The following is a 15,938-nucleotide window of genomic DNA, read 5'->3' as shown; positions in this document are numbered from 1 at the left end:
CCTCTATCCTTTACTTAATTTTTCTTGAGCTGTCTTTGGAATATCTTCCTTTTGAACTTCTTCATACGAAGTTACCCCTTTATTTTTATTCCAGGTGATCTTTAGATAGGCACCTTTTCTCAATGGACGTGGTTGTTGCCCTCTAAATTCTAATGTTTTTTTGCTTCCATCTGCATTATAACCTGGCAGACTATATTTATATCCAACATATTGTTGGCCATTATCGGATTTACTGACTTCTTTTTCACCATTCGTCGTTATTTGTACATAGTAGCTATCGCCACCCATAACAACATAATCTGCCACCTTTACACCAGCAAAAGCAATGATAACAAAGGCGACCAGACCAATTAGAAGTTTTTTCATTTCTTCTCCTTCTTTCAAATTTGATAAGTTCATTATAGTAAAATAAATTGGTCTTTACCTTCGATTCAACTGTCGAGTTTCTTTCAAATTTGTCATTTCTACTACAATAACACGAAAAAAGGTTGAAACAGAAGTGATTGCTTCTGCTTCAACCTTTTATTCGGATCTTAAACGTGAAACAAACGAACCTATTCGTTCCACTCTCAAAATTATTTTCTATTTTTCTTGCAGACTTCCAGTATTGATCACTGGCTGCGTACCTTTATCCGTAATGATGGAAACGAGTAAATTATTGATGAGTTGCACTTTCCGATCATCCGTAAAATTGATTTCTTGTCCTTCTTCGATTTGCTCTAATGCCATTTGAGTCATTGTTACAGCGCCTTCGACAATCGTCTGTCTAGCAGATAAAATAGCTTTTGCTTGTTGTCGCTGCAACATTGCGCTAGCAATTTCTGTTGCGTAGGCCAAGTGATTCAGTCTAGTTTCTATTACTTCTACTCCTGCAACGGATAAACGTTCTTGCAGTTCCTGTGCTAATTCATCTGAAACTGCCGTCGTATTTCCCCGCAAGGTTAGATCGTCATCATTGAATGTATCATAGGGATACTGACTAGCAATATGCCGAATCGCTGTTTCACTTTGGATCTCCACGAAATCATGATAATAAGCGACATCAAAAAGTGCCTTCGCCGTATCCACGACTTTGAAAACAACGACTGCAGATATTTCGATCGGATTACCATCTAAATCATTGACTTTCAAAACTGAACTGTTGAAATTGCGTACTTTCAACGAAATACTTATTTTTTGTGCGAAAGGAACAGTCAAGAAAAAGCCGCTTTCTCTAATCGTTCCGATATATTGTCCAAAGAACAAGATGACTTTTGCTTGATTAGGACTAACCACTGTTGCCGAGCTAAGTAAAATAAGTGCTATAAAGAAAAAAATAAAACCAATAACCGTTGCAAAAGTACTGGAATTCGTCATTCCCAAATAGAACAAGACCGCCCCAGCTCCAACCAGTATGATCAAACCAACTAACCCGAGATATCCATTGACATAAACTGCTTTTTTCTCTTTCATTCTTTTTCCTTCTTTCAACCAATATTTTATGTGAACTGTTTCTTTCTAATTCGCGCCATTGCACCTTCAAGCTCTAACTCTTTATCTTCTGTGATATACCACCCCTGTGTCTGTGGACCTCCAGCAGCTTGTGGAAGATACTCTAAACTTGTTCGCACCCAATGTTTTTCTTCCGTAAAATAATCCTCTACTAAGATTTCTAGATCCATTCCTGCAGATAGAACTAAATTCTCTCGAACAGATTTAAAAATGAATCGCTCTTTTTCTTGGTCATACTTCAAGATTCCCGTATCTAAAATCGGCAAAGAATAATAATCCAGTTCTTTTTTCACTTTCAATAGATTTTTGAATACCTCATTGTACACCTGTTCCATCTGACGACCTTCTGAATTTTTAGGATAATCGATCATGACACGTTCGTTTGATACGTCATAATAATTTTCACTAAGACTCGTTATTTCGTTATGTAATTTTGTTAATTCTATCTCTAGTTTCTGACGTTTTGATTCATCTATTTTCATTGGACTCGTCCACCTTATTTTATCTATGTATTTGTGTGTTTCTCTCACATCCCCTATTTTACTATAGTTTTGACAGTTAAGCGATGGAAAAACAGCGAAGAATCCAGTAATTCGTTCTTCGCTGTCTACTAAATACTATTCAGTTTATTATAAAAACAGAATGACCTACTCACTTTTTAGTCATAGTCACTATAATCGTCATAATCTGATTCCGTATCGTCTAATATCTGTACAACACTATTTTGACCAGTTATCGTTAACGTTTTATCCTTTTGACCAAATGATTCTGTAGTTATCTCCTCACCATTTTTTTCAAGATGAGAATCACCAGAAAGTTGGATATCCAGATTATTTTCTTCCATTTCATAAAGAGCTAGATGGCTATTTTGTAAGTCGATCTTGCCTTTGGTACTTGCTGCTAAGCCTTCCAAAGAAAGTTGACTGTCACTGGTTGATACAGCCATTTGTTGAATCGTTGCGTCATTGATATAGATCGATCCTAATTTATCATCTGCTGTAAGCTTGTCTGCGTCAATATTCGTAAGTGTAAGTGCCCCACCATACGTATTCGTGCTGATAGCTTTACTCTTAATTTCATCTAATTCGATTGGACTGTTGTTTCCTTCAATTTTTATTTCTGAAAGAACGATGTTTTTAGGAATCGTGATGATGATTTTTGCTGTGTCATCTTCCATACTGATCAATGTATTTCGCTTTTTTTCATTACCAGCAATAGCTAAAGTATTGTCCTTTACTGAAATAATCGGTTTAGATTTCTTTTCGTGAACAGTTGTTACCTCGAAATCTAGTCCACGCTTGATTATAACCGCTTGATTTTCTGCGGAGATCTCCAATCGATCAATTTTTTTATCTGCGCTGATCTTTTGTGTCTCTTGCGCCATTTCGATCAATTTTGGTCCATTTTCCCATGTTAAATTTTTTTGGGCACCATACGCATAAGTTACTCCAGCGAGCAATCCACCAGTAACCATCAATCCAATTCCTGCTAGTAAAAAATGCTTCAATTTCATTTTTTTCACCTATACTTTCTACTATATTTTTGAAGGATGGATCGTTCTGTTTGTGACAAATCGTCTTCCTACCCATTTCACAAAATTCATCATCATCTGGAACAATAGTTTTGTTAATTTTAATAGTATTGGAACAAAGAATACTACACTTCCCGTCGCAAACAAGCCCATTCCAACATAGAATATTCCGCTAGTCACAGATTGTCCTAAAACACCAATACCCGAAATGATCGCAAACAATCCTACACCTAGAATAGAGATACACCCAACATAGATTGCTACGATGAGCATTAGCAAAGCCAGCATCAATCCGAAAATAACTGCAATAAAACCAATTGCTAGAGGAATCAATAACGGTGAAGCACATAACCCGATGATGACCATCCAAATCAAACGTACTTGTCGTTTTGAGCTTTTCGTATTGACTTTTCCTCCATTGGAATCATCCAATTCAGAGAAATAATTGATTTTTAATTTCAGTGCAAACTGTTTAGGGGTGCCATATTCTTCAAGGATCTTCTCCATCGTTTTACCAGAATCTAAAAAATATTCTTCATAATATTGGATTAGATCGAAACGGTCATCCTCAGGGAGTTCTTGAAGTTCATTAAATACTTCATCTAAATATTCATTCATGCTTATTATCCTCCAATAGTCGATTTAGAGAGTCTCGAAACACGATCCATTCATCAATTATATCCTCTAATTGATTATGCCCTAATGAAGTCAATCGATAATAACGGCGATTTCTTCCTTCAAACGGTTCATCATATGTTTCTAAAAAACCTTCTTTTTTCAATCTGCGTAATACTGGATACATAGTAGATTCACTTACAGATAAACTTTCTTGTACGATTTTGGTCAATGCATAACCATACATGTCTTCTTTGCTTAAAGCAGCTAATACTGTCCCATCAAGCAATATCGTCGGAACTTGGATGTGCATTCCTTCACCTTCTTCTATAGATTACAATAATATCTTTTCTCCAATACTATACCATATATAATATTAGTTGCAACAAAAAAAGTATAAAATATGTAAGCGCACTTACATATTTTATACTTTTTTAAATCAATCGTTCGTTCCATTAACCAAACATTCAAATATATCTTCTTATAGCATTGGCATAATCAGGTTTGTCCAGACCCAACTCAACGGCATGATCACGATCATCGCCGGTATCATATCTGCAACTGGGAACATCTTGACATTGATCATTCGGAAACCTGTCGCTACCATCAAGAATCCTCCACATGCTTTAAAATCTAAAATCATATCAGGTGTTGTCAACGGATAAATGAATTTAGCCAATAAGAATAAAATATAAAAAATAATAAATTGCGGAATCGCCACTACCGAAACAACATAACCGAGATTACATGCAAAAATAGCTGCTGTAAAAAAATCCAACACAGATTTTGAGATCAAAATCGTGCTATCTCCAGTCATCCCAGAATCTAAACTACCATAAATGCCTGTTCCACTAGCACAGAACAAAACAATAACAGTTACTAACGTAGTGATAAATTCTTCGTGGGACATCCCTAATCTTTCGCTAGGGAAAATCTTAGAAATTGGTTTTTGCATTAGGGCTGCCCCTTTATTGATTCCGTGTCCTAAATGGATGATCAGTCCAATCGCTGTACCGATAACCAAGGCGAAAATAACTGCGGGCATATTTTTCATCGGCGCAATCGAATAGATCCCCATTCCCATTGAACAGACACCGAAAACCATCGTCAACTGTGCTTTGAAATTTTCACTTAATTTATTACCCGCCAGCCCCCCGATCAATCCGCCAAACAATACAGAACCTGCATTAATCAACACTCCTGTTGGCATGCTAAAAAACTCCTCTCATCTTCTTGTATGAAATATTTTTTGAAAATTTTTAGTAAAATAGATTTCCCTTTGCAAAAAAGATTTTAACAGAGAGTCTTACTTACACCAATTCAAATTTCATGTTAAAGTATTCTCAATTGGAATAGATAGGGAACATAGTTATGGATATCCGCAAATTTGAAATTTTTCTCGATCTAGTAGAAACAATGAATTTCACTAAAACTGCTGAACGACAATTTACCACTCAAGGAAACATCTCAAAACAAATCCTTTCACTTGAAAAAGAATTAAACGTCAAATTATTTGAGCGTGTCCACCGAAAAATCGAATTAACAGAAGTGGGAAACTTACTGATTCCTTATGTAAAAAATGTAGTTGAACAATACCACGCAATGCAAGAAGTATTGGCAACGTATACTCAAGAAAAAAATCTCGCCATCCATATCCTGACGATCCCTACAATGATCAACTATGAAGGCTTCACTAAAATCACTGAATTTCTGAAACTGTATCCAGAATTTACGATCCAGTTGAAAGAAGTAGAAAGTATTGAAATGACCGATGAAGAGTTGAACGAACATAGTGATACCATCCATTTTGTACGGATTTTTGATGAACCCTCAAAAAATATTGAAAGGCTCCCTACTGAAAAAGATTCCTTTGTTGCTGTGTTACCAAAAAGTCATCCATTCGCCAACAGAGAAAGCCTTGATTTAAAAGAATTGAAAGATGAAGATTTTCTCGTTCTTGGTCCAAGCACAAATCTTTATCAACCCGTTTTAGATCTTTGTGAAGAAGCAGGATTTGAACCTAAGATCTCCTACAAAGGTTCCCGAATCGATTTGATCATCAATATGGTTGCCAACGATATGGGTATCTCAATCGTCATGGGAAAAACCGTTCAAAACCTCCTGAAAGAAAATACAGTGATCGTTCCTATCACGCCAACTAAAGAAAGTCATCTAGCCTTCACCCGTAAAACTGGCGAGCACACACTAGCTTCAGATAAATTCTGGGAATATGTAAAAAAGGTTGTGAAAAGAGCGCTTTGACTTATTGCCGAAGGTCAGCTTTTTGAACACCGTGAGTAAGGTTGTGAAAAGACTGTTCAGCTCCGCCAACAATAAGAAGGAATTTTTCGAAACAGCTTCTCATGTTTTTCATCAAACGATAAGAAGGAAAAAAGCACTACTCCAAACAAATAAAACGGCCTTTAAACAAATAAACATCACTTTATGTTCCTTGTTTGAAGGCTTATTCTGTGAGATCGATAAATGGCCTATTCTTTTTTCAGCTGGATCACTACCGTCGTTCCAACTTCTGGAATACTACTGTAGCGAATCGTTCCATGATGCAATTCCAAGATTTTCTTTACTAGAGATAATCCTAATCCATTACCAGCCATTTGCCGGCTTGTATCTCCTTGATAAAATTTTTCAAACATCCGCTTTTGTGTTTCTTCGGTCATTCCAATTCCAGAGTCCGTCACTTCAAAATACACATCTGTCGCATTTTGAGTCAGTTTGATATCGATTTGACCATTGGTTTGATTGTATTTGATTGCGTTGTCCATAATATTCAACCAAACTTGATATAAAAACTCTTCATTTCCAAAATAGTGAATGGAATCAAGTTCGATATTCAATCTTAAGTTTTCCCATTTTGGCTGTAAGAATACAATGACTTCTCGTATTTGTTCATCTAGTCGAAATGTTTTTTTCTCTAATTGTATCCGCTGATTTTCTAATTTATTCAGCTTTAATACATTTTCAGTGAGTTGCGAAAGCTGATTGATGCTTTCAATGATCCGCTGTAAAAAAACTTGTTTATCTTCTTCTGAAATATTCGTTGCTTGTAGCAATTGGACATAGCCTTGGATCGTTGCCAGTGGTGTCTTGAACTCATGGGAAACACTAGAAACAAAATCATTTCTCAAAGTCTCAATACTACTTAATTCTTGAACCATCACATTGAAATCTTTATACAGTTGTTGCACTTCTTCCACTTTCGGCTGTTCGTTCATCTGGATCGAAAAATCGCCAGTAGCGACTTTGCTCATGTTTGTTCGCAGTTCACTGATTGGCATCAAGATCCTTCGTCCAACAAAAATCGAGATCCCTGTACCCACGATCATACTGAATCCAGCAAAAATAACTAACGGATATAACGTCGGGCGTTCAGATGGAGAAATCGATTGATGGGATAACAGAAAAATAAAGCCTAGGAAACAGAGCAAGGTTACCAATATCGACACAAAGACGATGCTAGCAAAATAGATCCATAACTGCGAATAAAGTTTCTTTTTCACCTTCCGATCACCGCCTTATATCCTAGACCACGAACAGTTAGAATCCGAAAATCGTCTATATGATCAAATCGCGATCGTAGACGCTTGATATGTACATCGATCGTCCGTTCTTCTGTGTTTGTATCTAGCCCCCAAATATCATCCATCAATTGTTGGCGAGTAAAAATTTTATTAGTATAAGCCAATAACTTATAAAGAAGCAGAAATTCTTTTTGCGGTAATACTGTTGCTTGTTCTGCTATCCTCACTTCATAGGTCTCTTTATCTAGTGTTGTTTTTCCAATAACGAGTTGACTACTGTGATTGATTTTTGCTCTTCTCAACAGTGCTTCTACGCGTAGGACCATCTCATTGACATCTACAGGTTTCGTCATATAATCATCGGTGCCTAAATGAAAGCCGCGTTTTTTATCTTCAAAGTCTGCTTTCGCAGTAATCATCAAGACTGGCACTTCGATCCTGCTTTCTCTTAGATGTTCTAGTAATTCATACCCATCCATTCCAGGCATCATGATGTCAGTGATGATCAACTCGATCTGGTAATTTTCCAATCGTTGAAGTGCTTCTTCTCCATTTGTTGCCGTAATCACTGAAAATCCAGCTCGTTCTAACACTGATCGATAAAGCAATTGCAAATTTCCATCATCTTCTACTACTAGTATTCGGTTCATATTTTTCCCTCTATCTTGAAAAATTTCTTATTTTTTTCTGATTGTTCACATTCAGTTAATATTCATTGAGTATAATACGTTCGTTGTTCTGATATACTTGTTAGTATACCGAATATTTCAAAAGGAAAGAAGGGCGAATATGCTACAACTAAAAGATATAAAAAAATATTATAAAGTCGGCGAAACAACTACTAAAGCATTAGATGGCGTATCTGTTGCCTTTAGAAAAAAAGAATTCGTTGCTATCCTGGGACCAAGTGGCTCAGGTAAAACGACGATGCTGAATGTCATTGGTGGACTAGATAATTACGATTCAGGTGATATGGTCATCAATGGAAAATCAACAAAAGACTTCAAAGATAGTGACTGGGATGCTTACCGCAATAATTCGATTGGTTTCGTGTTCCAAAGCTATAATTTGATCGGTCACTTAGGGATCATCGAAAATGTCGAACTTGGTATGACTCTTAGTGGTGTATCAAAAGAAGAAAAACGAAAGAAAGCGGAAAATGCATTGCAACGGGTTGGTTTGAGTGCCCACATGCATAAAAAAACAAACCAACTATCTGGTGGTCAAATGCAACGGGTCGCTATCGCACGCGCACTTGCCAATGATCCAGATATCTTGCTCTGTGATGAACCAACTGGAGCTTTAGATACTGAAACAAGTATCCAGATCATGGAATTAATCGAAGAACTATCGAATGAAAAATTAGTTATTATGGTTACCCATAACCCTGAATTAGCCCATCAATATGCTGACCGTATCATCGAATTTTCTGACGGGAAGATCTTATCCGATTCAAACCCACATATTGAACGACCAAAAGATGATCAATTCAATCTACGTCGCACAAAAATGAGCTTTTGGACAGCGTTGAAACTTTCTTTCAACAATATTCGGACCAAAAAAGGACGGACATTTTTAACTTCATTCGCATCAAGTATCGGGATCATCGGAATTGCTATCGTTCTTGCTTTATCCTCAGGTTTCCAAAAACAAATCGATAAAACACAATCTGAGACAATGGCTAAATTCCCGATCACGATCTCTAAAGTGACAACTAGCCAGACAAATGATGCTACTGGATTAGGCGCAAGTAAAGCAAGTTATCCAAAAACAGACACGATCACTGCCAAAATCAGTGATGAAGACAAAGCACAACATACGAATAAAATCGATCAAACTTACGTGGACTATGTAACAAATATCGATTCTGATCTAAGTAACAATATTGGTTTCACACGAGCAACTGGTATCAACATGCTTCGTCAAGTAGATGGGAAAGTCCAACCAGTCAGCTTCTCAAACCAAAACCCTGATTCTGAATCATTATCACTGACAAGTACGATGTCTGCAATGACAGGTGTCGGTGTATCGACCTTCCCTACACAACTGGATAATCAAAAAGAAAACTTTTTACAAGCAAACTATTCTCTGCTGGATGGAAGCTATCCTTCTTCTGCCACAGATGTTGTTTTGATCGTTGATGGGAACAACAATACGAATATCAATGCCTTGAAAAATCTTGGGTTTGATGTCAAGGATGGTCAAAAATTAGATTTTGATAAAATCGTTGGTACGACATTTAAAATTGTAAATAACAACAATTACTATACAAAACTACCAACTGGTAATTTCATTCCCAATACTGACTATGATGCGATGTATGCTAATTCAACCGATGAAGTAAAAATTTCTGGTATTTTACGTGTCAAATCTTCTTCTACAATGAATTTGCTTTCTCCAGGGATTGCTTATAGTGATCAATTAACGACACAAATCGTAAATGAAAACAAAGATTCTGATATCGTCAAAGCACAAAAAGAAAGTGACACCAATGTATTGACTACTGAAAAAGTAGACGAAACAACGAAACAATCGTTGATTAGCTATTTAGGTGGCGACAGTATTCCATCAAGTATCATGATCTATCCAAATAATTTTGGTGACAAAGAACAGATCCTTGATTATTTAGCTGATTACAACAAAGGAAAATCAGAAGAAGATAAAATCATTTATTCTGATCTAGCTGGCACAATGACTGAATTGACTGGTGGCTTAATGGATGCGATTACCTATGTATTAGTTGCCTTTGCTGGTATTTCCTTAGTCACAAGTATGATCATGATCAGTATCATTACTTACACTTCTGTTATTGAACGTACAAAAGAAATCGGTGTGCTAAAAGCATTAGGTGCCCGCAAAAAAGATATCACACGTGTCTTCGACGCCGAAACATGTATCTTGGGTATCTCATCAGGAATATTAGGTGTTTTGATTGCCTGGTTGGCTACATTCCCAATCAACAGCATCCTATACAACATGACTGATTTAAAAAATGTTGCACAACTTAACCCTGTTCACGCAATCATCTTAATTGTAGTTTCGACTATCTTGACGATGTTAGGTGGACACGTTCCAGCACGAATGGCTGCTAAGAAAGATGCTGCGATTGCTTTACGAGCAGAATAAGAAGCTAGCTTATCAAGAATAATCGTAAAAAAACAAATGAAATAAAGCGAGTGTATGGCAAAATTTTTGCCATACACTCGCTTTATTTTCGTTTGTTTTTATTGATGGATATTTTACTGCTTGTTTGGATTGATTAGATGCAACTTTTCAACTAATTCACGATGTTCTCGTGGTCCAGTTGACTGTGGTACCTTATCTAGCTGAGTAATCGCTGCGATTTCTTCTTCCGTCAATTGAAAATCAAAAATCGTAAAATTTTCTTTCATCCGTTCTGGATGAACTGATTTGGGAATCGTGATTACACCAATTTGTGTTTGCCATCTTAAAATGATTTGAGGCACACTTTTTTGATATTTATGTGCGAATTGCTGCAACAATTCGTCTTCAAAGATTCCTTCTTTCCCTTGATTGAACGGACTCCAAGCTTCCACTGCAACATCAAAATGATGTGCTGTTTCTCTTTGCAACTGTCTCTGTTTATACGGATGCTGTTCGATTTGATCGATTACGGGTTTCACCTGATTGTTTAAAATCAAGTCAGTCAATCGTCCTGTAGAAAAATTGGAGACTCCGATTGCTTTGACTTTCTTCGCTTCATACAGTTCTTCCATCGCACGCCAAGCACTATAATAATCGTTATACGGTTGATGGATCAAAAAAATGTCTAGATAGTCGATGTCTAATTTTTCCAAGGAACGCTCATATGCTTTGTATGCTCCCTCATAAGTTGCATCCGTCACCCACAACTTAGAAGTCAAGATGATTTCTTCTCGAGGAATCCCACTTTTCTTGATTGCCCGGCCAACTGTTTCTTCATTATAGTAAACAGCAGCTGTATCAATTAACCGATAGCCTATTTTCAGTGCTTCAAGAACTGCTTTTTCACATTCCTCTTGGTCCCAGATTTGATAGACGCCAAATCCTAAGATTGGAATGGTCAAGCCATTGTTTAATGTTTTATATTCCATCAATAAACCTCTCTATCTACTTGCCAGTGTTTCAACGACTTTAAGCCCTAAACTATGAGCAGATTGCGGATTTTGCCCTGTCAATAAGCGACCATCCACATGCACAACATCTGTAAAAGCTGCTCCAGCTTGGTAGTTTGCACCTTTTTCTTTTAAGGCATCTTCAGTTAAAAATGGAACTTCCGTTGTTGTACCATTTGCCGCTTCTTCTTCATTACTAAACCCTGTCACAGTACGTCCTGCTAAGATAGTTTGACCTTCAGCATCTGTGATCGGTAATAAGCCAACTACACCATGGCAAACTGCAGAAACGATCCCATTATTTTGATAAATAGCAGAACCAATCTTCCCTAAATCAACTGAACCTGGGAAATCCCACATTGTGCCGTGTCCACCTGCATAATAAATTGCAGAATAATCATCCACATTTATTTCAGTTGGACGAAGTGTTTTTCCCAAAGCACGATTACGAAAATCTTCATCTTGATAATAGGTCCAATCGATTGCATCCATATTTGAGATACTTTGTGGTTCAACGGGGACGTAGCCACCATTAGGACTAACAAAATCAGCTGAAATATTATTTTTGACTAACACATCATAGAAATGAGTCAATTCGCTTAACCACAAACCAGTTGGGCGATCGATACCTGAATATTTTTCAGTATTCGTTAAAACAATCAGTACTTTCATTGTTATTCCTTCTTCCTATCTATTTAGATGGTTGATAACGCATATTCAAGAAATTATACAATGGACTAGGTAGATAAAGCTCTTGATATGCTTCTTCAAACGGCTTCGTCACAAACTCAACATCACGTTCTTCCACCATTTTTACTGCCCAATCTGGGTCAACGATCATCTGTTGGCCAATTGCGACCAATTCAGCATTTGCTAGAACCGTTTCCACATCTTGACGATTACGGATATTACCTACCCCAACTAATGGAATCTTTCCTTGTAATGTTTCATGGACGTATTCAAGAATCGTTTTATCTGCATATTTTTCAGAATGAGCAACTCGATCATAGGTATTTAATGAAACATGGAGATAATCTAGTTTTGTTTCACGTAAACGTTCCAACAACCAGATCGTATCTTCCAAACGGATACCAGGTGTTTCAAATTCTTCTGGTGAAAAACGGTAACCCACGATGAATGGTTTCTTCGCATATTTTTCGACTGCTTGGAATACACTTTTAAGTAATTTATCAATAAAACGATAGCGATTCTCTATACTTCCGCCCCATTGATCTTCACGACGGTTAGAATGTGGAGAAAAAAATTGTTGGATCAAATAAGTATTCGCTCCGTGCAATTCAACTCCATCAAAACCTGCTTCAATTGCTCTTCTAGTTGCTTCACCGAAAGCGATGATAGTTTCATTGATTTCATCTTCACTTAAAGCACGTGGTGTTTCTGCGTCGGGTCTTTCTGCAGGAATTGCACTTGCTGAAACGATTTGTTCACCAGACAAAGTCGCACGCTTCGTCATCCGACCGCCATGGAAAATTTGGATGATTGCTTTAGCACCCTTCGCTTGGATTGCTTGCGCTAACTCACTCAAACGAGGAATCATTTCATCATGGGCAATACTTAATTCTCCAGGCCAGCCTTTTCCTAGATCTTGGACATTCGCTGCACCAGTGATCACTGCTCCTAATCCATTTGAACGTTCAGCATAATACTTGATTTCATCTTCTGTGATCACACCATTGTAAAAGCTTAGTTGTGTAGTCATTGGTGCCAATATCAAACGATTTTTAAGTGTCGCACCAGAAGGGAATGTCATTGTTTCATTAAAATTTGTCATATTGATTCCTCCATTATAATGTTTCTATTTATTAAAGCACACAATTAGTTGTGCATACAATTATTATGCGTAAAAAATTTTTTATTTTTTTTGCAGTTTATCTGTAGCAGCATTTAAATCTTGTGATAACTGACCACTTACTTCTGTACCTAACACAGCATTGTATGCCTGATGAAGTTCTTCCCAGCTACTGTCGATTTCTTTGATGAATTCCCGACCTTCATCCGTCAAATAAACAAGAGACAATCGTCCGTCGCTCACTGTTTTGATATACCCTTTATATTCTAATTTTTCAACAAAGCGAGCAATCGTAGACGGCGCAGAATAGAGCATTTGTGCAATATCCTTTTGTGGCAGTCCATCTTTTTCTTTCAAAATCAACAAGATGAATCCATATGTCGGTGCTAGACCAGTCTTTTTGAACGCCTCATCCGCCATTTTGTTCAACATGCGATCTAATTTTTTCACACTAAAAAACAGACATTCATTTAATGCTTGTTCAATTGGTTTTCCCATTCTTTCTCCCCCCTAATATCAGCGTACATATCATAGTATGATTTAAGTTATTTGTCAAAAGGTTGTGAAAAGACCGTTCAGCTCCGCTGACAATAAGAATGGTTTTTTCGAAACAGCTCTCCACGTTTTGAAAAATCCAGACTTATTTCAAGGAGTTGGTCTTTGAACACCGTAGATAAGGTTGTGTAAGCTTCATTTTGCTCTAAGCATTAGACTAAAAAAACTGGAACATACCTAATACATAGGTAAGTTCCAGCTTTTTATTGATTTTCAGTTATCTAGTTATCATTAGAAATACCAGTAAACAGATACAAAATACCCAGCTACTACTTGTTCTCTCCAAAAATTGAACAATCAAGCTTATTTATTATCCGCATGTAAGACAAAAGCTTCATAAGGACGTAATACTATTTCGCCTTTAGGAACAGTTTCTTGTGGGTAATTTGTGACTACTAACGAAAAATCACCGTTAGGCACTGTAAATTTTTGTGTTTTGTCTGATATATTGCCTACAACTAGCCACTTCTCGTTAGCAGCCAAACGAAGATAGGCAAATACTTCTTCTGGCGTATCGTATACTAATTGGTACTCACCCCAGACGATACTGTCATTCTCCTTGCGTAAATCAATCAATTTTTTATACGTATAGAAAATAGACTCTTTATTTTTCAACGCATTTTCTACATTGATTTCTTGATGATTCGGGTTGACGTGCAACCAAGGGGTCCCAGTTGTAAAACCAGCATTTTCGCTATTGTCCCACTGCATCGGTGTACGTGCATTATCGCGTCCTTTTGCATTAATAGAACGTAGGATTTCTTCTTTTGAATAACCTGCTGCTAGGCGTTCATGATACATATTGATACTTTCGATATCTTCTACTTCACTGATGTCACTGACGGGATAATTCGTCATCCCGATTTCTTCCCCCTGATAAATATAAGGAGTTCCCCTCATCATATGCAGTAGAATAGCAAACATTTTCCCACTTTCTTCACGGTATTCTTGATCATTCCCCCACCGAGAAATGATTCGTGGCAGATCGTGGTTGTTCCAAAACAGACTATTCCAACCTTCTTCCCCTAAAGAGGTTTGCCATTTAGAGAGTACTTTTTTTAATTCAGAGATACTTAACGGTTGAAGATCCCATTTATCTTTTCCTTTTTGTTGGTCCAACCCGACATGTTCAAATTGGAAGATCATCGACAGTTCATTGCGCTTAGGGTCAGAGTATAGCTTGGCAATCTCCGTTGTTGCTCCCCATGTTTCGCCTACTGTCATCAAATCTTTGTCGCCAAACGTTGCCTGATTCATTTCTTGCAGATACTCATGTAGCTTAGGCCCATTATTGGTTATCCCCTGATCAGGTAGTTTACCGATCGTATCGATTACGTCCATGCGAAAACCACCAATGCCTTTTTCGATCCAAAAATTCATCATTTGATGGATCTCTTGCCGCACTTTTTCATTCTCCCAATTTAGATCAGGTTGTTTTTTACTATAAAGGTGTAAATAATACTGACCAGTTGCTTCATCTAACTGCCAAGCAGACCCACTGAATATCGAACGCAATTGGTTAGGAACATCACCGTTTAATGGATCTCTCCAAATGTAATAGTCTCTATAAGGATTGTCTTTATTTTTCCGTGCTTCGACAAACCAGATATGCTCATCTGAAGTATGGTTAACAACTAGATCCATAATGATCTTGATTCCCCGTTTTTTTGCCTCACTGATTAATTGTTCCATATCAGCCATTGTTCCGAACTCTGCCATGATTGCTTGGTAATCACTAATATCATATCCGTTGTCATCATTAGGCGATTCGTAAACCGGGGAGAGCCAGATCGTATCGATGCCCAAATAACTCAAATAATCTAATCTTGAAATCACGCCTTGTAAATCACCGATTCCATCACCATTCGTATCCTGGAAACTACGCGGATAGACCTGATAAACAACTGATTGATGCCACCATTTTTTCTCCATATTTTCCTCCACTATCAAAAAAATGTCCTTCTCCCAAGAATTGTAACGCTTTCATAAAAAGGAGTAAATACCGATTTTCTTCGCTTTTTTTGCTAAACTCAATTAAATGTTGCTGGTATGCGATTTCTTTTTGAATGGACATTACTTGTTACCGATAACAAGTTTTTTCGATCAACCTCTCTTATAGAAAAAGACAAGAAGTTTTTTACTAATCCATAGTTCCCACGGAAGAATAGCTATCGATTAGTTGACGAACTGTAAAAAAAACGTGGGGCAAATCTAAAAATCATGCTTGCTACAGTCTCGCGACTAAACGGCGTCCAAAAGTCAGTTTTTCGGAAATTTCAAAA

The 15,938-nt window shown here is 37.2% G+C and carries 16 protein-coding genes; 2 read left to right on the top strand and 14 right to left on the bottom strand.

All coding sequences use genetic code 11. The annotated features are described in order from the left end of the window. Positions 1–3: 3 nt before the first annotated feature. The 7 genes from IGI47_RS03060 to IGI47_RS03030 all read right to left on the bottom strand — a co-directional run bounded on the left by IGI47_RS03060 (position 4) and on the right by IGI47_RS03030 (position 4,847). Complete coding sequence (locus IGI47_RS03060) at positions 4–366, bottom strand: YxeA family protein (protein WP_311930824.1); 363 nt, start codon at positions 364–366, stop codon at positions 4–6. A gap of 216 nt (positions 367–582) precedes the next feature. Then, on the bottom strand, positions 583–1,452 hold the full coding sequence (locus IGI47_RS03055; RefSeq protein ID WP_005877456.1) for an SPFH domain-containing protein: 870 nt from the start codon (positions 1,450–1,452) through the stop codon (positions 583–585). Positions 1,453–1,478: 26 nt separating this feature from the next. Further along, positions 1,479–1,973 carry a DUF5348 domain-containing protein gene (locus IGI47_RS03050; protein ID WP_005877454.1) on the bottom strand — a complete coding sequence of 165 codons (495 nt, stop codon included), beginning with the start codon at positions 1,971–1,973 and terminating at the stop codon, positions 1,479–1,481. Positions 1,974–2,149: 176 nt separating this feature from the next. Further along, positions 2,150–3,004, bottom strand: a complete 855-nt coding sequence (locus tag IGI47_RS03045) for a DUF4097 family beta strand repeat-containing protein (RefSeq protein WP_311930825.1) — start codon at positions 3,002–3,004, stop codon at positions 2,150–2,152. A gap of 21 nt (positions 3,005–3,025) precedes the next feature. Beyond that, positions 3,026–3,640, bottom strand: coding sequence for a DUF1700 domain-containing protein (locus IGI47_RS03040; RefSeq protein ID WP_311930826.1), 615 nt, complete (start codon positions 3,638–3,640; stop codon positions 3,026–3,028). After that, the gene (locus IGI47_RS03035; RefSeq protein ID WP_005877447.1) at positions 3,633–3,950 is read right to left on the bottom strand and encodes a PadR family transcriptional regulator; all 318 of its coding nucleotides are present in this window, start codon (positions 3,948–3,950) and stop codon (positions 3,633–3,635) included. Before IGI47_RS03035 ends, IGI47_RS03040 begins: the two co-directional genes overlap by 8 nt. Positions 3,951–4,118: 168 nt before the next feature. Next, entirely contained in the window at positions 4,119–4,847 is a 729-nt protein-coding gene (locus tag IGI47_RS03030; protein WP_311930827.1) for a DUF554 domain-containing protein, read from the bottom strand. A gap of 161 nt (positions 4,848–5,008) precedes the next feature. On the opposite strand from IGI47_RS03030, the gene IGI47_RS03025 reads away from it, so the two are divergent. Then, entirely contained in the window at positions 5,009–5,899 is an 891-nt protein-coding gene (locus IGI47_RS03025) for a LysR family transcriptional regulator (RefSeq protein ID WP_311930828.1), read from the top strand. A 227-nt stretch (positions 5,900–6,126) separates the two neighbouring features. On the opposite strand, the gene IGI47_RS03020 is transcribed toward IGI47_RS03025, so the two are convergent. Next, positions 6,127–7,155 (bottom strand): HAMP domain-containing sensor histidine kinase, encoded by a 1,029-nt coding sequence (locus tag IGI47_RS03020; RefSeq protein ID WP_311930829.1) that lies wholly within the window; start codon positions 7,153–7,155, stop codon positions 6,127–6,129. Next, on the bottom strand, positions 7,152–7,826 hold the full coding sequence (locus IGI47_RS03015; protein WP_438783292.1) for a response regulator transcription factor: 675 nt from the start codon (positions 7,824–7,826) through the stop codon (positions 7,152–7,154). Before IGI47_RS03015 ends, IGI47_RS03020 begins: the two co-directional genes overlap by 4 nt. 139 nt (positions 7,827–7,965) lie before the next feature. Between IGI47_RS03015 and IGI47_RS03010 the strand changes: the two genes are divergently transcribed. Then, a complete protein-coding gene (locus IGI47_RS03010; protein ID WP_438783291.1) occupies positions 7,966–10,302 on the top strand; it encodes an ABC transporter ATP-binding protein/permease in 2,337 nt (778 codons plus the stop codon). Positions 10,303–10,415: 113 nt separating this feature from the next. On the opposite strand, the gene IGI47_RS03005 is transcribed toward IGI47_RS03010, so the two are convergent. The 5 genes from IGI47_RS03005 to IGI47_RS02985 form a co-directional block, all read right to left on the bottom strand. Then, a complete protein-coding gene (locus IGI47_RS03005; RefSeq protein ID WP_438783290.1) occupies positions 10,416–11,270 on the bottom strand; it encodes an aldo/keto reductase in 855 nt (284 codons plus the stop codon). 12 nt (positions 11,271–11,282) lie between these two features. After that, positions 11,283–11,963: a type 1 glutamine amidotransferase domain-containing protein gene (locus IGI47_RS03000; RefSeq protein ID WP_311930833.1), complete on the bottom strand. Its 681-nt coding sequence runs from the start codon at positions 11,961–11,963 to the stop codon at positions 11,283–11,285. Positions 11,964–11,982: 19 nt separating this feature from the next. Beyond that, complete coding sequence (locus IGI47_RS02995) at positions 11,983–13,083, bottom strand: NADH-dependent flavin oxidoreductase (protein WP_438783289.1); 1,101 nt, start codon at positions 13,081–13,083, stop codon at positions 11,983–11,985. 81 nt (positions 13,084–13,164) lie between these two features. Further along, positions 13,165–13,599: a MarR family winged helix-turn-helix transcriptional regulator gene (locus IGI47_RS02990; RefSeq protein ID WP_005880476.1), complete on the bottom strand. Its 435-nt coding sequence runs from the start codon at positions 13,597–13,599 to the stop codon at positions 13,165–13,167. A gap of 360 nt (positions 13,600–13,959) precedes the next feature. Further along, positions 13,960–15,588: a glycoside hydrolase family 13 protein gene (locus IGI47_RS02985; protein ID WP_311930835.1), complete on the bottom strand. Its 1,629-nt coding sequence runs from the start codon at positions 15,586–15,588 to the stop codon at positions 13,960–13,962. Between the last annotated feature and the right edge of the window lie 350 nt (positions 15,589–15,938).

The sequence above is a fragment of the Enterococcus sp. AZ191 genome (genome assembly GCF_051713845.1).
Classification (GTDB): domain Bacteria; phylum Bacillota; class Bacilli; order Lactobacillales; family Enterococcaceae; genus Enterococcus_B; species Enterococcus_B durans.
Note: the sequence above shows the minus strand (reverse complement) of the source record. Positions and strands in the feature narration are given on the sequence as shown.